Origin of the sequence: Nocardia albiluteola, from assembly GCF_018860155.1 — a bacterium.
Classification (GTDB): domain Bacteria; phylum Actinomycetota; class Actinomycetes; order Mycobacteriales; family Mycobacteriaceae; genus Nocardia; species Nocardia albiluteola.
The window spans coordinates 354,941-377,935 of the sequence record NZ_JAHKNI010000002.1; the positions used below are offsets into that span (position 1 = coordinate 354,941).

Annotated in this window: 22 protein-coding genes; 16 read left to right on the plus strand and 6 right to left on the minus strand. The window is 69.2% G+C overall.

Annotated elements, in window-relative coordinates; translation table 11 throughout:
- Nucleotides 1–2: 2 nt before the first annotated feature.
- Nucleotides 3–1,226: a TetR/AcrR family transcriptional regulator gene (locus KO481_RS07635; RefSeq protein WP_308166410.1), complete on the minus strand. Its 1,224-nt coding sequence runs from the start codon at nt 1,224–1,226 to the stop codon at nt 3–5.
- A gap of 544 nt (nt 1,227–1,770) precedes the next feature.
- Between KO481_RS07635 and KO481_RS07640 the strand changes: the two genes are divergently transcribed.
- Nucleotides 1,771–2,214, plus strand: coding sequence for an SRPBCC family protein (locus KO481_RS07640; protein WP_215916282.1), 444 nt, complete (start codon nt 1,771–1,773; stop codon nt 2,212–2,214).
- A 67-nt stretch (nt 2,215–2,281) separates the two neighbouring features.
- Here the strand turns inward: KO481_RS07640 and KO481_RS07645 are convergent, their stop codons facing one another.
- Nucleotides 2,282–2,608, minus strand: coding sequence for a glycine zipper domain-containing protein (locus KO481_RS07645; RefSeq protein ID WP_215916283.1), 327 nt, complete (start codon nt 2,606–2,608; stop codon nt 2,282–2,284).
- Between the two features lie 161 nt (nt 2,609–2,769).
- Nucleotides 2,770–3,366, minus strand: a complete 597-nt coding sequence (locus KO481_RS07650) for an SACE_7040 family transcriptional regulator (RefSeq protein ID WP_215916284.1) — start codon at nt 3,364–3,366, stop codon at nt 2,770–2,772.
- Nucleotides 3,367–3,460: 94 nt separating this feature from the next.
- On the opposite strand from KO481_RS07650, the gene KO481_RS07655 reads away from it, so the two are divergent.
- The 8 genes from KO481_RS07655 to KO481_RS07690 all read left to right on the plus strand — a co-directional run bounded on the left by KO481_RS07655 (nt 3,461) and on the right by KO481_RS07690 (nt 13,266).
- Complete coding sequence (locus tag KO481_RS07655) at nt 3,461–5,047, plus strand: carboxyl transferase domain-containing protein (RefSeq protein ID WP_215916285.1); 1,587 nt, start codon at nt 3,461–3,463, stop codon at nt 5,045–5,047.
- Nucleotides 5,048–5,070: 23 nt separating this feature from the next.
- Nucleotides 5,071–7,137, plus strand: a complete 2,067-nt coding sequence (locus KO481_RS07660) for an acetyl/propionyl/methylcrotonyl-CoA carboxylase subunit alpha (RefSeq protein WP_215916673.1) — start codon at nt 5,071–5,073, stop codon at nt 7,135–7,137.
- A 91-nt stretch (nt 7,138–7,228) separates the two neighbouring features.
- Nucleotides 7,229–8,389, plus strand: a complete 1,161-nt coding sequence (locus KO481_RS07665; RefSeq protein ID WP_215916286.1) for an acyl-CoA dehydrogenase family protein — start codon at nt 7,229–7,231, stop codon at nt 8,387–8,389.
- Nucleotides 8,386–8,895: a MaoC family dehydratase gene (locus tag KO481_RS07670; protein ID WP_215916287.1), complete on the plus strand. Its 510-nt coding sequence runs from the start codon at nt 8,386–8,388 to the stop codon at nt 8,893–8,895. Before KO481_RS07665 ends, KO481_RS07670 begins: the two co-directional genes overlap by 4 nt.
- Nucleotides 8,892–9,707, plus strand: coding sequence for an HpcH/HpaI aldolase/citrate lyase family protein (locus KO481_RS07675; protein ID WP_215916288.1), 816 nt, complete (start codon nt 8,892–8,894; stop codon nt 9,705–9,707). Before KO481_RS07670 ends, KO481_RS07675 begins: the two co-directional genes overlap by 4 nt.
- Before the next feature lie 97 nt (nt 9,708–9,804).
- A complete protein-coding gene (locus KO481_RS07680; RefSeq protein WP_215916289.1) occupies nt 9,805–11,748 on the plus strand; it encodes an acetoacetate--CoA ligase in 1,944 nt (647 codons plus the stop codon).
- A gap of 115 nt (nt 11,749–11,863) precedes the next feature.
- Nucleotides 11,864–12,511 (plus strand): type IV toxin-antitoxin system AbiEi family antitoxin domain-containing protein, encoded by a 648-nt coding sequence (locus tag KO481_RS07685; protein WP_215916290.1) that lies wholly within the window; start codon nt 11,864–11,866, stop codon nt 12,509–12,511.
- The gene (locus KO481_RS07690; protein ID WP_215916291.1) at nt 12,508–13,266 is read left to right on the plus strand and encodes a nucleotidyl transferase AbiEii/AbiGii toxin family protein; all 759 of its coding nucleotides are present in this window, start codon (nt 12,508–12,510) and stop codon (nt 13,264–13,266) included. The genes KO481_RS07685 and KO481_RS07690 overlap by 4 nt, the downstream gene beginning before the upstream one ends.
- A gap of 57 nt (nt 13,267–13,323) precedes the next feature.
- On the opposite strand, the gene KO481_RS07695 is transcribed toward KO481_RS07690, so the two are convergent.
- Both KO481_RS07695 and KO481_RS07700 read right to left on the minus strand, forming a co-directional pair.
- On the minus strand, nt 13,324–14,052 hold the full coding sequence (locus KO481_RS07695; protein ID WP_215916292.1) for an ABC transporter ATP-binding protein: 729 nt from the start codon (nt 14,050–14,052) through the stop codon (nt 13,324–13,326).
- Between the two features lie 26 nt (nt 14,053–14,078).
- Nucleotides 14,079–15,128, minus strand: a complete 1,050-nt coding sequence (locus KO481_RS07700; protein WP_215916293.1) for an ABC transporter permease — start codon at nt 15,126–15,128, stop codon at nt 14,079–14,081.
- Between the two features lie 129 nt (nt 15,129–15,257).
- Here KO481_RS07700 and KO481_RS07705 point away from each other — a divergent pair, with 129 nt between their 5' ends.
- The 3 genes from KO481_RS07705 (at nt 15,258) to KO481_RS07715 (ending at nt 17,901) form a co-directional block, all read left to right on the plus strand.
- Nucleotides 15,258–16,607 (plus strand): sensor histidine kinase, encoded by a 1,350-nt coding sequence (locus KO481_RS07705; RefSeq protein ID WP_308166413.1) that lies wholly within the window; start codon nt 15,258–15,260, stop codon nt 16,605–16,607.
- On the plus strand, nt 16,604–17,221 hold the full coding sequence (locus KO481_RS07710) for a response regulator transcription factor (RefSeq protein ID WP_215916294.1): 618 nt from the start codon (nt 16,604–16,606) through the stop codon (nt 17,219–17,221). The genes KO481_RS07705 and KO481_RS07710 overlap by 4 nt, the downstream gene beginning before the upstream one ends.
- A gap of 254 nt (nt 17,222–17,475) precedes the next feature.
- On the plus strand, nt 17,476–17,901 hold the full coding sequence (locus KO481_RS07715) for a PPOX class F420-dependent oxidoreductase (RefSeq protein WP_215916295.1): 426 nt from the start codon (nt 17,476–17,478) through the stop codon (nt 17,899–17,901).
- 2 nt (nt 17,902–17,903) lie between these two features.
- Here KO481_RS07715 and KO481_RS07720 read toward each other — a convergent pair whose 3' ends face one another.
- A complete protein-coding gene (locus KO481_RS07720) occupies nt 17,904–18,500 on the minus strand; it encodes a TetR/AcrR family transcriptional regulator (protein ID WP_215916296.1) in 597 nt (198 codons plus the stop codon).
- A gap of 337 nt (nt 18,501–18,837) precedes the next feature.
- Between KO481_RS07720 and KO481_RS07725 the strand changes: the two genes are divergently transcribed.
- The 4 genes from KO481_RS07725 to cobM all read left to right on the plus strand — a co-directional run bounded on the left by KO481_RS07725 (nt 18,838) and on the right by cobM (nt 22,545).
- Complete coding sequence (locus KO481_RS07725) at nt 18,838–19,194, plus strand: YidH family protein (RefSeq protein WP_215916297.1); 357 nt, start codon at nt 18,838–18,840, stop codon at nt 19,192–19,194.
- A complete protein-coding gene (locus KO481_RS07730) occupies nt 19,191–19,511 on the plus strand; it encodes a DUF202 domain-containing protein (protein ID WP_215916298.1) in 321 nt (106 codons plus the stop codon). Before KO481_RS07725 ends, KO481_RS07730 begins: the two co-directional genes overlap by 4 nt.
- Nucleotides 19,512–19,557: 46 nt before the next feature.
- Nucleotides 19,558–21,459, plus strand: coding sequence for an alkyl/aryl-sulfatase (locus tag KO481_RS07735; protein WP_215916299.1), 1,902 nt, complete (start codon nt 19,558–19,560; stop codon nt 21,457–21,459).
- A 330-nt stretch (nt 21,460–21,789) separates the two neighbouring features.
- Nucleotides 21,790–22,545 (plus strand): precorrin-4 C(11)-methyltransferase, encoded by a 756-nt coding sequence (cobM, locus tag KO481_RS07740; protein WP_215916300.1) that lies wholly within the window; start codon nt 21,790–21,792, stop codon nt 22,543–22,545.
- The last annotated feature ends 450 nt before the right edge of the window (nt 22,546–22,995 follow it).

Below are 22,995 nucleotides of genomic sequence, written 5' to 3' on the forward strand. Positions count from 1 at the left end.
CCTCAGCGGTCGCCGAACAGCGTGGTCTCGAGCAGCCTGGTCACCCGGTCCTGCGAGCAACTGCGCGAGTCGTCGCCGAAGACCCGTCCGAGGTCGACGACCAGGCTGAACGCGCCCTGCACCAGGATGCGGGCCTGCGCCTGCGACAGCTCCGGGCGCACCTCCACCAGCAGCTTGACCCATTCGGCCACGATGAGCCGCTGGACGTTGCGCAGCATGGTCCGCTCCTCGGCGGGCACATGGCCGAATTCCGCGTAATAGACGTAGGTCAGCTCGCGCTCGGCGAAACAGCCCGCGACATACAGGTCGATCAGCTTGGACAGCACCTCGGCGGGGCCGCTCGACGACGTCGTCGCCGGACCGATCGCCCCGGCCATCCGGTCGGCCGCGCGCCGGAACGCCGCGGCCAGCAGGTCGCTCTTGCTGCGGTAGTAGCGGTACACCGCCGAGGCCGCGGACAGCTCCGCGGCCATCGCGATGTCCTCCACGCTGACGTTCGGGTAGCCGCGCTGATGGAACAGCTCGACCGCCTTCCGCAGCAGCAGCTCGTGCTTGAACGCCTGCGGAATCTCCGCGGCGCGGGGCGGGTGGGCGGCGGCGGCCGGTTCGGGCAGCTCGGCCCGCGCGATCGACCAGGCGGCCGAATGCAGCACGGCGGTCAGGGATTTCACCGGGAGCGCGGCATGGTGGTCGCCGATGCTGCTGATCACGCTGAAGATCGTCACCGAGAGCACCCGGAGGTCGCGGTGCGCCACGTCCGGGCGTAGCTCGCCGATCAGGTCCGCGACCACGCCGACCGCGGTGCCGAACTGCTCCTGCAGGGCCGCGCCGTCGGCCTCGTCCAGGTAGCGCTGCTCCCACCGGGCCAGCCCCACCGTCGAGCGGTTGGTGACGGTTGCGGCGATGACCGCGTCGATCACCGAATCCAGGCGCCGCTGCGCCGTCCAGTCCGACGCTTCCTCCGGCAGGGCGACCGCCGCGACCGTGGCCGCGCCCAGTCGCTGCAGCTCCTCCCGGAACAGGGCGTACTTGCTCGGATAGTGCCGGTACAGCGCGGCCGAGGAGATGCCGACGCGCGTGGCGATGTCCTCCATGCTGACGCCGTGGTAGCCGAGTGAGCCGAATGCGGCCGCCGACGTCGCCGCGATCTGCGCCCGGCGATTCTTGGGTCGGCGCCGGATGACGCGCTCGGGCGTGCTCGTCGACGCCTTTGCTGGCTCACTCACTATCAGGCCTGTCCTTCGGTGACGGCGCATACGCACCGGGTTGCGGTGCGCACGCGCGAGTGGCGGGGCGCCGGAGCGGTCGGTGTCATCGTGGCGGCGCTTCCTGGGTATTCCTGGTCGCCATCGTAGCTAGCAGGCGGTATTCGGCCGTTCAGTGTTACGGCCGGTATCGGTTTGTTATTGCCGGTTCTGGGACGCTGAGGCCTGGTCGGCGGAGGATCGCCCGTTCTTCAGGTGCCGATCGGGATCCGGGGGATAACCGTTTCGACGACCGCTGGGGCCTGCGAGACGACGCCTCCAGTTGATCATGGTGTTGGACGGTCACATTCGTCGTGCTGTCCGGACCGGTTTGCGTCGATCGGCCCCGATACCCTTCTGCCGGTGATCTGAAAAGGTCCCTGCCGCATGCTGATCCGTGATCGCCGCGAGAAGGGCCGATATCGAAACCGCATCGATTCGGCCGATTTGTCTGGCCGAGTGCGGGATTCACACCGTAGGCTGCGCAGCGAATCAAGCCCCCCGCCCAGCCCGAAACGGAGTCCCGATGCGCACGGTGACGCTCGAGCGCACCATCCGTGCGCCCGCGGCAGACGTCTTCGACTGGCTCACCGACGCGACGAACTACCAGCGTGTTCCGGTCATCCGGCGGGTGATGCTGGTGCGGCCCGGCGACGTGGCCGAGCATGGCGTCGGCGCGGTGCGGCTGCTGGTGACGCCGTTCGTGCGGGTCACCGAGGAGATCGTCGAATACGACCCGCCGCGGATGATGCGCTACAAGCTGCTCAGTTCGTACCCGACGCTGCGCTATCTGGACGGGCTCATGACGTTCCGGGATGTCGCGCACGGCACCCGGATGTGCTGGCGCACCGAATTCGAGGTTGCCGCACCGATATTCGGCGATCTGTGGACACTGGCGATGGCGCCCATGGTGGTTCTGGGCATCAAGAACGTGATGGCGACCGCCGAGCGCGAACTGCGGCGCGACTGAGACGGGGAAAGCACCGGGGCCGGGCAGCGCATGCCGCCCGGCCCCGGTGGTCCTGGGGTCTACCCGATCAGGGCAGCACCTGCGGGACCACCTGAGGGTCGACCGCACCGATGCCGGCGCCGATCGCCGCGCCCAGCAGGGTGGGCAGCGGGTCGACGAACGATCCCGTGGCCGAGCCGATCGCCGCGCCCGCCGCCGCGCCGTTCAGCGTCGGATCCGGGTACTTCGCGTGCGGGTTCGTGGCCACCGGCTCCAGCGGAATCGTGTTGGCAACCGGGTGAGCAACCGGCACGTTCGCATCGGCGGAGGCACCGCCGGCGAAGACGGCCATGGCGGCCAGCGGTGCGGCGATGACCGCCAGCGCGCTTCCGGTCTTGATCAGGGCACGACGCATATCTTTACTTTCCTGTCTTTTCTGATCCCCGAGGTAGTCCGGAGATCACTCCTTCATCGGGTGGTCGGCCGCGGGAGCCGACCGAGTGAACGGACAGCTTCGCCGTGGCCAACAACGAGCACCGCGCCCGACACTACTGCGGCCGAGTCGAATTCGCTGAGTTACTGCCCGAGGGCGGCCAATGCCATGGCGCGCAACACCGGACGCGCGCGGGTGGCCAGGGCCGCGGGGGCACTGTGCGGGGTGGAGTTGATCAGGCCGAACGTCGCGTGGGCCTGCACGCGGGCGGTCGACTCGCTCAGCTCCGGATCGACACCGCACAACACGCCGACCCAGAGTTCGACATAGCTGCGCTGGGTGCGGCGGACCTGGCGGCGGGCCGAATCGGGGAGATTGTCCAGGTCGCGGTCCTGGATGCGGATGAGCTCCGGCTCGCCGAGGGCGAAATCGAGATGGAAGTCGATCAGGCCCGCCAGCGCCTCCTGTGGCGAGAGAGCCTGTGCGGCAACGGTTCTGCCGCCCTCGAGCAGGCGCTGGCTGATGCCGACCAGCAGCTCGACCAGCAGGGCCTCCTTGTTCGGGAAGTGCCGGTAGACCGCCGGGCCGCTGATTCCGGCGGCCGCACCCAGATCGTCCAGGCGCACCCCGGGAAAGCCGCGATCGGCGATGAGCCGGGCCCCGGCCTCCAGCAGCTGTGCGCGCCGCTGCGCCTTCAGCTGCTCGCGCCGGGTGGGCGCGATCGAATCGCTGCTGGTCATCGCGCCTCTTTTCGGAAATCCTGGACATCTCGGTTAATTGAGATTAGCTTGAATTCCAGTTATTGGCGACTAACCGATCGAGCAGGATGGTGTGATGACGGTTACTCGGGACGCGGATGCCACGGCGACGGGCTACCGCGCCGAACATCTCGACCTCGTGCGGGATCTGCGGGAGCGGCTGGCCACGGCGGCGCTCGGCGGACCCGCCCGGGCGCGTGAGCGGCACGTGGCGCGGGGCAAGCTGCTGCCGCGCGAGCGGGTGGACCGGCTGCTGGATCCGGGCAGCCCGTTCCTGGAGCTCTCGCCGCTCGCGGCCACGGGCATGTACGACGACGAATGCCCGGGCGCGGGAGTCATCAGTGGCATCGGCCGGGTGTCCGGGCGCGAGTGCGTCATCGTCGCCAACGATGCGACGGTCAAGGGCGGCACCTACTACCCGATCTCGGTCAAGAAGCACCTGCGCGCACAGGAGGTGGCGCTGCAGAACCGCCTGCCCTGCATCTACCTCGTCGATTCCGGCGGCGCCTTCCTGCCCCGGCAGGACGAGGTCTTCCCGGACCGGGAGCATTTCGGGCGCATCTTCTACAACCAGGCGACCATGAGCGCCCAGGGCATCGCGCAGATCGCCGCGGTGCTGGGGTCGTGCACCGCGGGCGGGGCGTACGTGCCGGCCATGAGCGACGAGGCGGTCATCGTCCGGGATCAGGGCACGATCTTCCTGGGCGGCCCGCCGCTGGTGAAGGCGGCCACCGGCGAGGTGGTCACCGCCGAGGAGCTGGGCGGCGGCGCATTGCATTCCCGCACTTCGGGAGTCACCGATCACCTGGCCGACAGCGACGAGGACGCGCTGCGGATCGTGCGGCGGATCGTGGCCACGCTGCCCCCGCGCGAGCCCGGCCCCTGGGCGATCGAGCCGGTCGCCGAACCCGTTGCGCCGCAAGACGAGCTGTACGACGTGGTGCCGGTCGATCTGCGCACGCCGTACGATGTGCGCGAGGTGATCACCCGGCTGGTCGACGGCGGCGAATTCGGCGAGTTCAAGGCCGAATACGGCCGCACCCTGGTCACCGGCTTCGCCCGCATTCACGGGCATCCGGTCGGCATCGTGGCGAACAACGGCGTGCTGTTCAGCGAATCCGCGGTCAAGGGAGCGCATTTCATCGAGCTCTGCGACAAGCGCAAGGTGCCGCTGCTGTTCCTGCAGAACATCACCGGCTTCATGGTCGGGCGCGACTACGAGGCCGGGGGCATCGCCAAGCACGGCGCCAAGATGGTGACCGCGGTGGCCTGCGCGCGGGTGCCGAAGCTGACGGTGGTGATCGGCGGATCCTATGGCGCGGGCAACTATTCGATGTGCGGGCGCGCGTATTCGCCGCGCTTCCTGTGGATGTGGCCGAACGCGCGCATCTCTGTGATGGGCGGCGAGCAGGCCGCCTCGGTGCTGGCGACGGTGCGCGGCGAGCAGGTCGGCGAGTCCTGGACCGAGCAGGATCAGGAGGCGTTCAAGGCGCCGATCCGCGACCAGTACGAGCGGCAGGGCAATCCGTACTATTCGACCGCGCGGCTCTGGGACGACGGCGTCATCGATCCCGCCGACACCAGAACCGTACTGGGCCTTGCCCTCTCGGTGTGCGCGCAGGCGCCGCTAGATCCCGTTTCCTACGGCGTGTTCCGGATGTGAGGGTGATGATGGACAATTTGCAGATGGAGGGGGGCGGTCCCGTGCCATTCGATACCGTTCTGGTCGCCAACCGGGGCGAGATCGCGGTGCGGGTGATCCGCACGTTGCGCGCCATGGGAATTCGTTCGGTCGCGGTCTACAGCGACGCCGACGCGGGTTCGCGGCACGTGCGCGACGCCGACGTGGCGGTCCGGCTGGGGCCCGCGCCCGCACGCGACAGCTACCTGAACATCGAGCGCGTCGTCGAGGCCGCCGTACGCACCGGTGCGCAGGCCGTGCACCCGGGATACGGGTTCCTGTCGGAGAATCCGGCCTTCGCGGCCGCGCTGGACGCGGCCGGAATCGTCTTCCTCGGGCCGCCCGTCCGGGCGATCGAGATCATGGGCGACAAGATCGCCGCCAAGAACGCCGTCTCCGCCTTCGGCGTTCCGGTGGTCCCCGGCATCGCGCGTCCCGGCCTCACAGACGCCGAATTGATCGATGCCGCAACCGAAATCGGCTATCCCGTGCTGGTCAAGCCGTCCGCCGGCGGCGGCGGCAAGGGGATGCGGCGGGTCGACGAGCCGGGACAGCTGGCTGCGGCGCTGGTGAGCGCGCGGCGTGAGGCCGCGTCCGCGTTCGGCGACGACACGCTGTTCCTGGAGCGGTTCGTCACGCGCCCGCGCCACATCGAGGTGCAGATCCTCGCCGACCGGTTCGGCCACGTGCTGCATCTCGGCGAGCGCGAATGCAGCCTGCAGCGGCGGCACCAGAAGGTGATCGAGGAGGCGCCCTCGCCGCTCTTGGACGCCGCCACCCGGGCCCGGATCGGCGCGGCCGCCTGCGCCACCGCGCGCAGCGTCGACTACGTGGGCGCCGGCACGGTGGAGTTCATCGTCTCGGCCGAGCGGCCGGGCGAGTTCTTCTTCATGGAGATGAACACCCGGCTGCAGGTGGAACATCCTGTCACCGAACTGATTACGGGCGTCGACCTGGTGGAGAGCCAGGTGCGGATCGGCGCCGGGCAGAAGCTGGCCGTCGAGCAGTCCGACATCCGCCTGAGCGGGCACGCGATCGAGGCGCGCGTCTACGCCGAGGATCCGGGCCGGGACTTCCTGCCCACCGGCGGCACGGTGCTCGCGCTGTCCGAGCCGGACGGCGCGGGCGTGCGGGTGGATTCGGGCTTGCGCGCGGGCGCGGTGATCGGCAGCGACTACGACCCGATGCTGGCCAAGGTGATCGCCCACGCGCCGGATCGAGCCGGGGCGATAGCGGCACTGGATCGGGCGCTGGGCGATACGCAGGTGCTCGGCGTGCAGACCAATGTGGATTTCCTGCGATTCCTGCTCGCCGATGCGGATGTTGTTGCCGGACGGCTGGATACCGCGCTGCTGGACGAGCGCGCGGTGGATTACGCGCCCGCGCCGGCGCCGGACGACCGCTTCATCGCCGCGGCGGTGCTCGACTGGCTGCGGCGCTGGCCCGCGGATCCGCAGGGGCCCTGGGATATTCCGGACGGCTGGCGGATCGGCGCACCGGCCCCGACGACCATCCGCCTGAGCGACGGCGACCGCAGGGCGCACGTGTACATCGCGGGCCGCCCGGATCGGGCGGAGGCGTGGATCCAGGATGAGGCCACCGAGCAGGCTCCGGCTACTCCCGCGCGGCACACGCTGTCCGCCACCCTGGAGGGCACGGAGCTGACCCTCGTGCTCGACGGCGTGCGCCGCGGCTATCGGGTGGCCGAGGGAGAGGGCCGGCTGTGGATCGCGGCGGACCGGTCCGGGGGCGTGGCGAGCCTGCGCATCGTCGCCGAGATCGCGGCACGCGCCGCGGCCGATCACGTCGGCGAGGCCGAAATCCGCAGCCCCATGCCGGGTTCGGTGATCGCGGCCCCCGCCGCGTCGGGCGCGGTGGTAGCGGCCGGAGATCCGATCGTGGTCGTCGAGGCCATGAAGATGGAGCACACCCTCACCGCGCCGGCCGCGGGAACCGTTGAGCTGCTGGTGGATCCGGGCACGCAGGTGCAGCTGGACCAGCTGCTGGCCCGCATCGTGCCCGCCGATCAACCCGAGGCGTCGTCCGATCAGCCGGCCGGGGAGTCCCGGTGAGCAGACATGGCCGCCGCTCACGGCGCCACAACCGACCACCATTGCGCCGCAGCACACCTCGCGCGGCACAGAGTACGAAGGGTATCCGCGCATGACCGATTTCCTGTCCACGGGCACGCTGCCCGAGGAGTACCGCGACCTCGCGCTGACCGTCCGGGACTTCGCGCGCCAGGTCGTCGCCCCCGTCGCCGCGAAACACGATGCCGAGCACACCTTCCCGTACGAGGTGGTCGCCGGGATGGCCGAGATGGGGCTGTTCGGGCTGCCCTTCCCGGAGGAGTACGGCGGCATGGGCGGTGACTACTTCGCGCTGTGCCTGGCCCTCGAGGAGCTGGGCAAGATCGATCAGAGCGTGGCGATCACGCTGGAGGCCGGGGTTTCCCTGGGCGCCATGCCGATTCACCGGTTCGGCACCGAGGCCCAGAAGCAGCAGTGGCTGCCGCAGCTGGCCAGCGGCCGCGCCCTGGGCGCCTTCGGGCTCACCGAACCCGGCGCGGGCAGCGATGCCGGCGGTACCCGCACCACGGCCGTGCTCGACGGCGGGGATTGGATCATCAACGGCAGCAAGCAGTTCATCACCAATTCGGGCACCGACATCACTCGGTTGGTGACCGTGACCGCGGTGACCGGCGAGACCGAGGGGCGCAAGGAGATCTCGACCATCCTCGTGCCCGCGGACACCCCGGGCTTCGTCGCCGAACCGGCCTACAACAAGGTCGGCTGGCACGCCTCGGACACCCATCCGCTCAGCTTCACCGACGTCCGTGTGCCGCAGGAGAATTTGCTCGGCGAGCGCGGCCGCGGCTACGCCAACTTCCTGCGCATCCTGGACGAGGGCCGCATCGCGATCGCGGCGCTGTCGGTCGGCGCGGCGCAGGGCTGCGTGGACGAGAGCGTGCGCTACGCGGGCGAGCGGGAGGCCTTCGGGCAGGCGATCGGGCGCAATCAGGCCATCGCCTTCAAGATCGCGCGCATGGAGGCCCGCGCGCACGCGGCCCGCACCGCGTACTACGACGCCGCCGCCCTGATGTTGGCGGGCAAGCCGTTCAAGAAGCAGGCCGCGATCGCGAAGCTGGTCGCCAGCGAGGCCGCGATGGACAACGCGCGCGATGCTACGCAGATCTTCGGCGGCTACGGATTCATGAACGACTACGCGGTGGCCCGGCACTATCGCGACAGCAAGATCCTGGAGATCGGCGAGGGCACCACCGAGGTGCAGTTGCTGCTGATCGGGCGGGAGCTGGGGCTGTGACGTCGCCGGAGCCGGTGCGCCGGGTGGTGCAGCGCGGGCTGTGGTTCGAGGAATTCGAGATCGGCGTGCTGTACGAGCACCGCCCCGGCCGCACCATCACCGAGGCCGACAACGTGCTGTTCACGACGTTGACGATGAACACTCAGGCGCTGCACCTGGACGCCGCGTTCGCCGATGCGCTGCCGCCGTTCAATCAGCGCCTGGTCAATTCCATGTTCACCCTCTCCACCCTGGTGGGATTGTCGGTGGCGCAGCTGACGCAGGGCACCATCGTGGGCAATCTCGGCTTCTCCGATATCGCTTTCCCCAAGCCGCTGTTCCACGGCGACACGCTGTACGCGGAAACCGTGATCACCGAGAAGCGGCCATCGAAATCCCGTCCCGGAGAGGGCATCGTGACCTTCGCCCACACCGGCCGCAATCAGCACGGCGACGTGGTCGCCACGGCCTCGCGCAAGACGATGGTGCGCCTGGCGCCGAAGGACGACGACGGGGTCACGGCGTGAGGTGGGAGCCGCCCGGACCGGCGTGGCTGTTCTGCCCGGCGGATCGGCCCGAACGGTATGCCAAGGCCGCGGCCGCCGCCGACGTGGTGATCATCGATCTCGAGGATGCCGTCGCCCCGGCGGACAAGGCGGCGGCCCGGGCCGCGCTGATCGCCACGCCGCTGGACCCGGAGCGCACGGTGGTGCGCGTCAACGCCGCGGCGACCGCGGATCACGCGCCCGACCTCGCCGCTCTCGCCGAGACCGCGTACCGGCGGGTGATGCTGCCCAAATGTGAGTCCCTCGAACAGGTTTCGGCGCTGGCCGAGTTCGAGGTGATCGCGCTGGTCGAATCGCCGCTGGGCGCGCTGACGATCAACGAGACCGTCCGCGCCGGCAATGTCATCGCGACGATGTGGGGCGCGGAGGATCTGGTCGCCGGGCTCGGCGGCACCGCCAGCAGGCATGCGGACGGCAGCTACCGCGACGTCGCCCGGCATCTGCGGTCCACCACGCTGCTCGCGGCCAAGGCGTACGGCAGGCTCGCCCTGGACGGGGTGTACCTGAACTTCCGCGATCTCGACGGGCTGCGTGCGGAGTCCGAGGACGCGGTGGCGGTCGGCTTCGATGCCAAGGTGGCGATCCATCCGAGCCAGGCGCCGGTGATCCGCGCGGCCTATGCGCCCACCGCCGAGGAGGCGGAGTGGGCGCGCCGGGTGCTGGCGCAGGTGCCGGAGAATCGCGGCGTCTTCGCCTTCGAGGGCCGCATGATCGACGGACCGGTCATCCAGCACGCGGAACGGATACTTCGGCGCGTCCCCGGGGACCACTGATGGGCACTGCGTGGGTGGGCCTATCGCACCGAACCCGGCCCGCGTCGGCGGGCAACGGGCATGATCGGTGATGTTCGGTACGCAGGAAGGAAATGGCATGGAGCCGCAGTGGGTGCCCAGTGACCAGGACATCGCCGGCGCGCGGATCACGGACTTCGCGCGCTTCGTGACCGGCCGCACCGGCCTGGATTTCCCCGACTATCACGCGCTGTGGCAGTGGTCGGTCGAGGATCTGCCGGGCTTCTGGGGCGCGCTCTGGGAGTACTTCGAGCTCGGCCCGGCCCCGGAGCAGGTGCTGACGGACACCCGGATGCCCGGGGCGCGGTGGTTCCCCGGGACGCGGCTGAACTATGTCGATCAGATCGCGCGCCACGCCACCACGGAGCGTCCCGCGATCGTGTCCGCCGCCGAGGGCGGCGAGCTCACCGAGCTGTCGTGGTCCGAATTGCTGGGCAGGACGGCGGCATTCGCGCGTACCCTGCGCGAGAACGGTGTCACGCAGGGTGATCGGGTGGTCGGCTATCTGCCCAATATCGCCGAGGCCGTCATCGCGTTCCTGGCGACCGCGAGCATCGGCGCGGTCTGGAGTGCCTGCGGGCAGGACTATTCGGCCAAGGCCGCGCTCGACCGGCTCGGGCAGCTCGAGCCGGTGGTGCTGGTGACCGCCGACGGCTACCGATACGGCGGCAAGTCCCACGACAAGCGCGAGGACATCGCCAGCCTGCGTGCGGGACTGCCGGGCCTGCGGGCCACGGTGGTCGTCTCGCGGCTGGGCGGCGCGGTGCCCGGTGCGCTGGACTGGGAATCGGCCAGCGCGCCCGACGGCGCCGAAATATCCACCGAGCCGGTGGCATTCGACCATCCGCTGTGGATCCTGTTCTCCTCGGGCACCACCGGCCTGCCCAAGGGAATCGTGCACGGCCATGGCGGTGTCGTGGTCGAGCATCTCAAATCCAGTGCGCTGCAGTCGGATATCGGCCCCGGCGACGTGTTCTTCTGGTACACCAGCCCGTCCTGGATGATGTGGAACTTCCAGGTGGCCGGGCTGCTGGTCGGGGCGACCATCGTCTGCTACGACGGCAGCCCGGCTCATCCGGCCCCGGATGCGCTGTGGGACATCGCGGCTCGCACCGGCACCACGGTGCTGGGCACCAGCCCCGGCTACGTGCTGGCCTGCATCAAGACCGACGCCCATCCCGCCCGCGATCATGATCTGTCCGCGCTGCGCTCGGTCGGCATCACCGGGGCCTCGCTGCCGGAGTCCTCCGCGCTGTGGCTGCGCGACGTGCTCGGTGAGCGAGTGCAGGTCGCCTCGATCAGCGGCGGCACCGATGTGGTGTCGGCGTTCATGGGCGGCGCGCCGACGGTCCCGGCGTGGCCCGGCGAGCTGTCCGTGCCGTTCCTGGGGACGGCTGTGGATGCCTGGGACGAGGCGGGCGCGCCGGTGCGCGGGGAGGTCGGCGAGCTCGTCATCACCGCGCCGATGCCCTCGATGCCGATCCGTTTCTGGAACGATCCGGACGGATCACGGTATCGCGCCGCGTATTTCGAGACGTACCCCGGCGTGTGGCGGCACGGGGACTGGATCACCCTGACCGAACGCGGCAGCGTGGTGGTGCACGGCCGCTCGGATTCGACGCTGAACCGGCACGGCATCCGGATGGGCTCGGCGGACATCTATCAGGCGGTGGAGTCGCTGCCGGAGATCGCCGAGGCGCTGGTGATCGGCGCCGAACAGCCCGACGGCGGCTACTGGATGCCGCTGTTCGTGACCCTGGCGCCCGGGGTCGAGCTCACCGAGGAACTCGTGGGACGGATCAAAGGCGTTGTCCGCACCGACGTGTCGCCGCGGCACGTGCCCGACGAGGTCATACTCGCGCCCGGCATCCCGCACACCCGCACGGGCAAGAAGCTCGAGGTGCCGATCAAGAAGCTGTTCCAGGGTGCGGACGCCGCGCGCATTGTCGAACGCAGCGCGGTGGACGATCCAGCCCTGCTGGATTGGTATGCGGCGGTGCAGATGCCCAAGCCCGCGGAGTAGTCCTGCTCTGCTCCTGGTCGTTGGAGCGCACTGGTAGACAAGAAGGCGGTCAACGGTCCGGTAGTATGCATTGCATTGGGTTATGCCCAATAATATGCATACTCCCCGGGAGGTGATGTTGGTGGCCGAGCGTCGCAGCACCTTGCTGCCCAGTGAGCTATGGAGGGCGCCGCTTCGCACCGTGCGTCCGCAGGATTTGGCCGGAATCTATGCCCAACCAGGGCCCGAGATCGCGCGGCTCGTCGATCGGGGTGTGCTGTACCGCGTTGCTCACGGTTACTACATCATCGTCCCACCGGACTACGTCGGCCGGACCTGGCTGCCTGGCCTCGAGGCGGCTGCCGCAGGTATTGCGGCCTCGATTTACGGGGCGGATCAGACCATTGTCATGGGCATCAGCGCTGCCCGCGTGCTGGGAGCCGTACCTCGTGCGCTGGCGTCCGCGGTTGTCGCGGTCCCGAGCCAACACCGGCCGATCCCACTGATCGACCGCCCGGCGCAGGTGCGGTTCGTTCGCCGCGACACCCAGGCACTCGACGCTGAGCGTGTGGAAACGCCCCTGGGCCCAGCGCTGGTCACGACTCCGGAACAGACCGTGCTCGATCTTGCCCGGCGTCCGGAGCTGGGCAATGCCGAGGCGGAGGTTCGTCCGGCGATCGAGACGCTCTACCGGCGTAGCGATTCGGCAAGACTTGCCCAGCTCGCCAGGGATCAGCGTCTGGGTGTGGCGCTTCGACGTGCGGATAGTTGGGTGGGGGCATGAGTATCGACGAACGTGACAGTGTCGCAGTTCAATTCGGGGTTTCCCCGGAGCAGGTTGAGCGCGATCATCTGATCTCCCATCTGCTGGCGGCAATCAGCCGCGGGTTCGGCGACCGGCTGCACTTCATTGGCGGAACTGCGCTTGCTCGTACACATCTGGTGTGCGGCAGGCTCAGTGAAGACATCGATCTGGTTGCGTTGGGCAACCGAACGGAGCTGGCAGCCGAACTCGACGCTGCTTTGCCGCGATCTGTCGCGCGGAGCTACGGTCGGCTGGAATGGGCACCGGCACTGAGCGATGTCCCGGATACCGGGGCCGCCATTCTACGCTCCGTAGCCGGTGCGTCGGTCAAGGTCCAGTTGCTGTCGGCCCGGGGCCGAACGGTGTGGCCGACTGAACTCCGCGGTCTCGAGCAGCGATACAGCGACGTGCCACCGGCCGAACTGTTCGTGCCCACTTTGCCGGCCTTTGCTGCGGGGAAGACCGTGACATGGCACGACCGGCACGCATCACGCGACCTGTGGGATCTTTGGGCGCTGAGCGGGATCGGCGCGATCGACGGTGCTGCGGGGGCGTTGTACCGGAAGTACGGTCCGACCAACCGGCTCCCTGCCCCGCAATTGTTCGATCGTGCGCCGGACGAAGACGACTGGAACGCACAATTGGCCGGGCAGACTCGGCTGGTGATCAGCGCTGAGATCGCGCTGGCAGCTGTTCGAGATGCCTGGGCGCGTACCACGCAGCGACTGTTGTAGCTGTGGGTCGCCCGACGCACTGCCGGTCACACCCAGGTAGGCGTGGGACGTTGATTGTCAGACAGTCACTTCGGCGGTTTGCTCAACCGTGAGCATCCCGTCCACCATGCGATACACCGCATCCATCAGGTGAAGGTGGGAGCGATCGTGGGTGACCAGCAGGGTGGCCGCGGCATGCTCGTGTACCACCCGCAGGATCAGGTCGATGACGGCCGCGCCGCGTTCGGTGTCCAGGGCGCTGGTGGGCTCGTCGATGACGAGCAGGGCCGGATCGTTCATCAGGGCGCGGGCGATGTTGACGCGCTGGCGCTGGCCACCCGAGAGCTGCCCCGGACGCTTGTGCTCCTGCCCGGCCAGGCCGACCGCATCGAGCAGATCCATTGCCTTGGTATGTGTTTCGCGACGGATCCGGCGCGGGGTGAACGCCCGCTGGCCCAGCTGTCCCATCGCCTCCAGCTGCTCGACGGCGGTGAGGGCGGGAATCAGGTTGGGCTGCTGGAAGACGATGCCGATCTCCTCCCGGCGCAGCGCCGCGGCATCGCGACGGTTCAGTGCGGCCAGATCGACACTGCGGCCGGCGGTTTCGAGCAGTACCCGCCCGGCATCCGGGCGCTGCAGCGTCGACACCACGGCCAGCAGACTGGATTTGCCCGAGCCCGAGGGCCCGGTGATGGCGGCGATCGCGCCGCCGTCCACCCGCAGGTTCACCCGGTCCAGGGCGGTGAGGCGGTCGCCGCCGTCGGGGTAGGTGAGGGTGACGTCGGTGACGGTGAGTGCGGTGGTCATCGAAAACTCCTGTGGATCAGCGTGATTCAGCGGGCCTGGTTGAGCGCGGTGAGCGGGTCGGTGGTGGCCAGGAAGCGCAGCGCGAACGCGGCGCCCAGCAGGCCCAGGCCGATCAGGGCCGCGGCGGGAAGGACGGTTGTGGTGGCGCTGAGCACGAACGGCATCGCCGAGCCGATCGCCATTCCGGCGATCGTGGTAACGCCGACGCCGATCCCGACGCCGATCACCAGCACGATGAGCGCCTGGCCGAGCGCATCGCGCACCAGCGAGCCGGTGGTGGCGCCCAGCGCCTTCAGCGTCGCGATATCGGGGGTGCGCTGAATCGTCCACACCGTGAAGAAGGCGCCGATCACCAGCGCGGAGATGGCGAACAGCATGACCGTCATGAGGGTGAGCGAGCTGTTCTCGGCCTTGTAGGAGCCGATCGCCTGCAGCGAGCCTTTCGCGCTCGTCGTGGCGGTGTGCGCGGCGGAATTCACCGCGGCGGCGTCGTGCACGCCGGAGGCGACCAGGATCGTCGCGGCGCCGCCGTGTGGAACCGCCGCCTGCCAGTCGGCCAGCGACATCCATACCACCGGGGTGTGCGCGTACCAGTCGTCGCCGCCGATCGCCGCGACGGTGAAGGTGCCGGTCCCGAGGCCGATGCGGTCGCCGGCCGACGCGCCGAGGGTCTTCGCGGCGGGCGCGCTCAGCTCGACCGTGCCCGGTGCTGTTGCCGTGTGGCTGCCGAACGCGTTCCCGTCGACGCCGAACAGCGCCACCTGGGCCGGAGCCGAGCCGGTCCGGGTGGCCTGGGAGTGGCTGATGCCGACCGGGTCGACGCTGCCTCCGGCCCGCTGCCAGGTGCGTACCTGATCCGCGGTCAGTGCCGAGGAATCGAACGACGGCGCGGAACCGGTGTCGGCGAACACGACCGTGTCGCCGGACATCCGCTGCAGTGCCGATATGTTTTGGTGTGCCAGGCCCGCCGTCAGGCCGCTCAGAAAGCTCACGAGCAGGGCGACCATGACGACGACCAGCGTGATGAGCCCGAAGCGGCCGCGGGCGGCTCGCAGATCTCTCAGTGCTACGAACATGACTACAGCCTGTTCCGGATGCGGCCCGGAATCATCGCCACTGCGATCGGATCTCGCCCCTGCCGAGGGAGGGGTGCGTTTCCACCTTTCGATGGATGCCGCGGCGGTAACCCTGCATAAGCTGGCACTGTGCACCGCTCACCCCTCGCCCCCGTCTTCGCCGCCCTGCAGGCCTGCCTGCACGGGCTGATGGTGGCGCTGACGGCGTACGTGGTGGTGCGGGCGCTGGTGCCGGGCGGGGAGCACCGGGTGCCGGTGCTGGTGCTGGCCGTGTTGTTCCTGCTCACCTACTTCGGCGGGGCGGCGCTGCGCAGCAGGCCCGCGGCCGCGCGGGTGTGGCTGGGCGGGCTGACCGTGATGTGGCTGGGGCTCGTCGCCCTGCAGCCCGAGGCGGTCTATCTGGTCTTCGGGCTGTTCTTCCTCTATCTGCACCTGCTGCCGCGGAACTGGGGCCTGACGGCGGTCGTGGCCGCGACCGCGATCTCGGTGGTCGGATTCAGCGCGCACCGGGGGTGGACAGCGGGCGGGGTGATCGGTCCGGTGCTCGGCGCGGCCGTCGCGGTCGCCATCGGCATGGGGTATCGGGCGCTGTACCGGGAGGCCACCGAACGGCAGCGCCTCATCGACGAGCTGCTGGCCACCCGCGCCACCCTGGCCGAACGCGAACGCACCGCAGGGAAGCTCGCCGAGCGCGAGCGCCTGGCCAAGGAGATTCACGACACGGTCGCGCAGGGGCTGTCCAGCATTCAGATGCTGCTGCACGCCGCGGAGGGCGTGGCCCCGGATCATCCCGCGCGGCAACAGATCCGGCTGGCGCGCGAGACCGCGGCGGACAATCTCGCCGAGACCCGCCAGCTGATCGCCGAGCTCACCCCGGCCGCCCTCGAGGGCCAGTCGCTGGTGGGCGCGCTCGAGCGAATCGCCCAGCGCGCCAGCGCGCCCGGGCTCGATACCCGGGTGTTGGTGGAGGGCGAGCCGGAGCGGCTGCCGATGCCGATCGAGGCGGCGCTGGTTCGCGTCGCGCAGGGCGCGGTCTCCAATGTCGTGCGGCACGCCCGCGCGCAGCGCATGCGGATCACCCTCACCTACGCGGAGGACGGCGTGCATCTGGACGTCGTCGACGACGGAATCGGCATCGATCCGGCGGTTTTCGCGCGCGGTACGTTCGGGCTGAACGCCATGCGCAGCCGCGTCGAGCAGCAGGGCGGGAGCATGGACGTGGAAAGCGAGCCGGGCCACACGGCGGTCACCGTGTCGTTCCCGATGCCGGCGGGCGGCACGAATGCGGAGGCCCGTCTCGGCTTGGCCGATGCGGACGCACCTCGTCCCGGGGGCATGTCCGATTCCGCTGCTGCTGAACCGAATCCGGGCAATACCGAGGCGGATCCCGGGGGTGGTGCGGCGATACCCGCGCCCGGCACGGTCGGGTGTCCGGTCGGCCAGGCGCAGCCCGCGGACGGTCCGCGGGAGGCGCGATGATCCGCCTACTGCTCGCCGATGATCATGCGATCGTGCGGGCCGGGTTGCGTGCGCTGCTCGACTCCGCCGCGGACGTCGAGGTGCTGGGCGAAGCACCCACCGCCGAGGAGGCCGTATCCGTCTGCAGCACAACGGAAGTGGATCTGGTGCTGATGGATCTGCGGTTCGGGCAGGGGAAGTCGGGGGTCGACGCGACCAGTGCCCTGCGCGCACTGCCGGATCCGCCCAACGTGCTGGTCGTCACCAACTACGACACCGATGCGGATATCCTGGGCGCCATCGAGGCCGGCGCCTGCGGCTACATCCTCAAGGACACTCCGCCGCCGGAGCTGCTGGCCGCGGTGCGGGCGGCCGCGGCAGGGGAGAGCGTGCTGTCGCCCTCGGTGGCCTCGCGCCTGATGACCCGGGTGCGCAAACCCGATACGACGTTGAGCCCCAGGGAGATCGAGGTACTGCGGCTGGTCGCCGACGGGCACTCCAACCGGGAGATCGGCAAGAGCCTGTTCCTGAGCGAGACGACCGTGAAATCCCATCTGGTGCATATCTATTCGAAGTTGGGCGTGAAGTCGCGCACCTCGGCGGTGGCCCGCGCCCGCGAACGGGGCGCGCTGTGAGGCCGGGCTCTTCGCCTTCGCTCGGCTCCGGCGTCCGTGCGGTGCCTCGGTGAGTCACCTCGGCTCGCGCTCGCCTGGCTTACCTCAGGCCCATGCCGCCTCACTGCGCTCGCCGTGCGCCCGGGCTCATACCCGCTCGCTGCGCCGCATCCCCTGATGAGTCGCGTCCGGTGACGTGTCGGCCACCGCGCAGGGCGGACATGGCGTGCTCGTGTCGACGCGGGCTCAGGCGATATCCCCGTACGCTCGTGCCCATGTTGTCCATATCCGATCCAGAAGTACGGCAATTCCTGACGCACGGCACGCGCACGGGGAAGGTCGCCTTCGCGACCGCCGACGGCCGGCCGGTCATCAATCCGGTCTGGTTCATCCTCGAGGGTGACGAGCTGGTCTTCAACACCGGCAAGGAGTCCGCGAAGGGCCGGGCGATCCTGCGCGACCCCCGGGTGGCGGTATGTGTCGATCTTGACGAGCTGCCGTACGGCTACATCCAGGTCCAGGGCATCGCGACGGTCTCCGAGGATCCGGGCGAGCTGCTGCGCACGGCCACCGAGATCGCTGCTCGGTACATGGGCCGGGACAGGGCCGACGAATTCGGCAAGCGCAACGGCGTACCCGGCGAGCTGATCGTCCGGGTGCGCCCGGCCAAGGTGCTGGGCGGACTGAACCAGACCGGGTAGCCTCAGCCGGCCAGCAGCGCGGTGAGGCTGCGGCGCACCGCGTTCGAGGCGGCCTCCCGCGAGAGCCGGCGGCGCTCGATCAGGTAATGCTGTGCACCCCAGCCGATCGCGGCCTCGACGAGGTCGAGCAGCTGCTCGTCCTGGGCGAGCTCGGGGGCGAAGGTGTGCGACAGCGACTCCCGAATCCTGTGCTCCGTCTCGTGCATTCGCGCATCCACGCCCGGCACCGTGTGCGCCTCGATCAGGCCCGCCAGGCGGGGGAAGCGCTGCAGCTCGTAGACCGCCGCGCTTCCCCGCACCACCTCGTCGATGCGCTGGGACAGCGGCAGGACGGGGTCGATGTCCTCGATCAGCGCCTCGACCCGGCTCGCCTGCTCCTCCACGACCGCCAGCCGCAGATCGTCACGTCCGGGGAAATGCACGAAGATGCTGCGCTCCGAGGCGCCCGAGCGCGCGGAGATGTCCTTCGTGGTGGGCAGGAACTGGCCCTCGGACAGGGCCGCGAGGGTCGCCTCGACGATGGCCCGCCGGGTCTGCTCCGGATTGCGGCGACGACGCGGGCGCGCGCCGTTGTCCGGCAGCGTTTTCCCCTCGACCATGACTACTCCACCTCTCCCACCAAATTTTTACATCATAACTGCAGTACAAGGGGTTTCTGAGAGGTGCCGTCCCCGCACCGGTGCTGTGGTGCGCGGCATAGTGCCGGGCGGGAGGGTTTGTATTACAGTAGAACTGCAATAAGGAAGACGACGAGGAGTGAGCGCATCATGGGAGATCATCCGATCATCGGCCTCGGTTCCGCGACGCTCGACCTCGCCCAGACAGTCACCTCGATCGCCGCGCAGGTTACCTACATCCGGCGGGCGTGGGGCCTGGCCTGATTTCGGCGCTATGCTCGGTTGCTGGAAGTTAGCATCGGCCGGAGAGGCGGTGTAGATGTCCTCGAGCACGGGCAATTCGGGTCCCGGCGAGCAGCTCGATTACCGATTCACCCTCGCCAACGAGCGCACGTTCCTGGCCTGGATTCGCACCGCCCTCGGGCTGCTCGCCGGCGGCGTCGCCGTGCACACGCTGGTTCAACCCTTCAAACATGCCGGATTGCGGCGGGCGCTCGCGGTCAGCTGCATCGTGCTGGCGGTGATGGTGGCCGTCGGCGCGTACCGGCATTGGCGCGGCATCGAGGCCGCCATGCGCCGCGGCGAACCCCTCGGCGGCACCGTCATGGTCCCGCTGCTGGCGGGGGGCATCGCGATCATTTCGGTATTGGCGGCCATAGCGGTGCTGATCGGGTGACTGCTCCCGCGCCGGATACCGGCATGGCGCGCGAGCGCACGGCGCTGTCGTGGCGCCGCACCGCGGTGTCGGCGATGGGCACGGCCGCGTTGTTCATCAATCACGCGGTCTCCAATGGCTGGCGCCACGCGGCGGCGGCGCCCTTGGCTGCCGCGGTCGTGCTCGGCGTGCTCGCGCTGATGTGTTTCGAGCGCAATCGTCTACTGCGAGAAGGGCAGGACGCACATTCCCGCCGCGCAGTGACGGTTACGACGGTGGTGATCGTGCTGGTCTGCGCGGTCGCCCTCTATATCGGCCTGCGCGATCCCCTGCGATAGGCCCTGCGGCCGACTCGGGTCGGTCATCCACAACAGGAGGTAGGAAATGAGTGGGGCAACCGAGCCCAGTGCCCACATCGTCGCCGGGCAGGATCCCGTGCGCGAGGAACTGCCGTTCAACGACGCCGCCGATATGGAGGATGCGCGGCGCGGATTCGTCGCCGCCCTGGAGCCGGGCGTGGTGCGCGACGCCGAGGGAAAGATCGTGTGGGACAACGACTCCTACCGCTTCCTGCAGGGTACCTGTCCGTCGTCGGTGAATCCGAGCCTGTGGCGGCAGTGCGGGCTCAACATCGAGCAGGGCCTGTTCGAGGTCACCGAGGGCATCTACCAGATCCGCGGCCTGGACCTGTCCAATATGACGATCATCGAGGGCGCCTCCGGCGTGATCGTCATCGATCCGCTGATCTCCACCGAGACCGCGGCCGCGGGCCTGGCCCTGTACCGGGCGCACCGCGGCGACCGGCCGGTGACCGGCATGATCTACACCCACTCGCACGTCGACCACTTCGGCGGCGTCATGGGCGTGATGACCGAGGACGACGCCACCTTGGGCCGCGTTCCGGTGCTCGCGCCCGCCGGATTCCTCGAACACGCGGTGGCCGAGAACATCTATGCCGGAACCGCGATGGCACGCCGGGCCACCTATATGTACGGCGCGGCGCTGCCCCGCGGTCCGAAGGGCGCGGTCGGCGCGGGCCTGGGCCAGACCACTTCCACCGGCACCGTCAGCCTCATCGCCCCGACCATGGACATCACGCACACCGGGCAGGAGGAGACGATCGACGGGGTGCGGATCGTCTTCCAGATCACCCCGGGCACCGAGGCGCCCTCGGAGATGAACTTCTACTTCCCGGACATGCGGGCGCTGTGCATGGCCGAGAACGCCACCCACACCCAGCACAACCTGCTCACCCTGCGCGGCGCGCTGGTGCGCGACCCGCACGTGTGGTCGCAGTACCTGACCGAGTCGATCAACATGTTCGGGCGCAAATCCGACGTCGTCTTCGCCTCGCACCACTGGCCGACCTGGGGCACCGAGCGCCTCGTGGAGTACCTGTCGCTGCAGCGCGATCTGTACGGCTACCTGCACGATCAGACGCTGCGGCGGCTGAACCAGGGCCACACCGGCATCGAGATCGCCGAGACCTTCGAGCTGCCCCCGGCGATCGCGGGCGCCTGGCATGCGCGCGGGTACTACGGGTCGGTCTCGCACAATGTGAAGGCGATCTACCAGCGGTACATGGGCTGGTTCGACGGCAATCCCGCGCACCTGTGGGAACATCCGCCGGTCGAATCCGCCAAGCGCCACGTGGATTTCATGGGTGGCGCGCAGGAGGTGCTGCGCAAGGCCGAAAGGGCCTACGACACAGGCGATTACCGCTGGGTCGCACAGGTGGTCAACTACGTGATCTTCGCCGACCCGACCAACCGGGCCGCAATCGAGTTGCAGGCCAGCACCTATGAGCAGCTCGGCTACGGCGCGGAGAACGCCACCTGGCGCAACTTCTATCTGATGGGCGCCTACGAACTCCGCAACGGCAAGGTCGGTACGCCGACCCGCGCCAACTCGCCGACCATGCTGGCCGCGCTGACCGTCGAGCAGCTCTTCGACGCGGTCTCGCTGCGCATCGACGGTCCCCGGGCCTGGCACGAAAAGGCGGTGTCCGACTGGCGGATCACCGACGAAAACCGCACGCACCGAGTGGAATTGCGCAACGGCCTGCTGCTGCACTACGACCGCTTCGACGGCGACGACCTCCCCGCCCCCGAGGTGACATTCTCGCTGACCCGACCCACCCTGATCGGCATTCTGCTTGCCGGACAGGACATTACGGCCGCCGCGCAGTCCGGTGTCGTGCGAATCGAGGGCGACCCGTCGGGTCTGGGCAAGATTGTCTCCCTGCTCGACACTCCGGACCCGGCGTTCAACCTGGTGACGCCGTAACAACCGCGCGTATTCGTGACTACGGGCCCGATCGTATGCCGGGCCCGTAAGTTCGCTTACGCCAAGCCATTCCTGTGCTGTGTTCCGGCCCCCGCGCCGAGCCCCCGCTGCTGCCCTGGAAAGACTGGCCCGCACAACAGAATTCGACTGTCATGGCCGTCCTGCTTACCATGCTCGGCACCGCGTCGGTCGGCTCCGGCCTCGTCATGCTGTCCACGTGAGGCGTGCTTGCGCGAGGTGTGATGAGCCGGACGGGACCCCGAGCGCGGTTCGGCGCCGGACGCGGAGGTCGTCCGGCGACGCGGGCGGGCGCCGCTTACACTCGCCCGCATGACCGTGCACTTCATCGGGGCGGGGCCTGGGGCCGGGGATCTGCTGACCGTGCGGGCAGTGCGATTGATCGCGGAGTCGCCGGTGTGCCTGTACGCGGGGACGTATCTCGATCCGGAGGTGCTGGGGCACTGCGCGCCGGATGCGGAGATGATCGACACACAGCGGCTGGATCTGGACGAGATCATCGGGCACTGTGCGCGGGCGCACGCCGGAGGGAAGGATGTGGCGCGGCTGTGCTCGGGTGATCCCTCCCTCTATTCGGCCCTGACCGAGCAGACCCGCCGGCTGGACGCGCTCGGGATCGGGTGGGACGTTACTCCCGGCGTGCCCGCGTACGCGGCCGCCGCCGCGGTGCTCGGTACCGAGCTGACCGTCCCGGAGCTGGTGCAATCGGTGGTGCTCACCCGGACCCGGGCCCGGTCGACGGCGATGCCCGAGTCCGAGGCGCTGGCGAACTTCGCGCGGACCCGGGCGACGCTGGTGCTGCATCTGGCGATCACGCGCATCCGGCCCATCGCCGCGGAGCTGACCGCCGAATACGGGGCGGACTGTCCGGTTGCGGTGGTCTACCGGGCGAGCCAGCCCGGGGAGCTGGTGCTGCGGGGCACCCTGGCCGACATCGCCGACCAGGTCGAATCCGCCGGGCTGCGGCAGGCCGCGGTCGTCCTCGTCGGCCGCGCGATGGCTGTATTACCGGGTTGCGCGCAATCGCACCTGTACGACCCGGCGCGCGAGCGGAGCGCCGCGGAGTGATCGCGGGTGATCCGCGCCACGCGACGGCGAGCCTGGCCGCGATGCTGCTGTGAATCGGATGGGACGCGGCTGTGCGCGCAATGCCCGGCCGACGCGATTGCGCTGCTGGTGAGGGGCGCGGCGCGGCGTTTCGCAAGCGGCCGCGCCGAGCCGACTTCGCTGATGCAGAGTGGCTATGAACCTTTTTGGTCGGATGCGGTGTGCGGACGGTAGATTGGTTCGGTGTTCAGCAGCGGAGTTCAGCAGAAGGCCGTGCCGTGGTCGGCGCGTGTGGTCGGTTCCATGTAACAAGATCGGCCTGAGCGACGGATTACTCCTTTGAACACACACATATGTCTGATTGAAATTCGAAGGCAGTCCCGACCGCTGGACGCCGCATCCGGAAGATGCGCGTTCGCGTCGGTGTGCCATGGGGAGCGCCACACGGTGTTCCGGAAGTGAGGTTGTGGG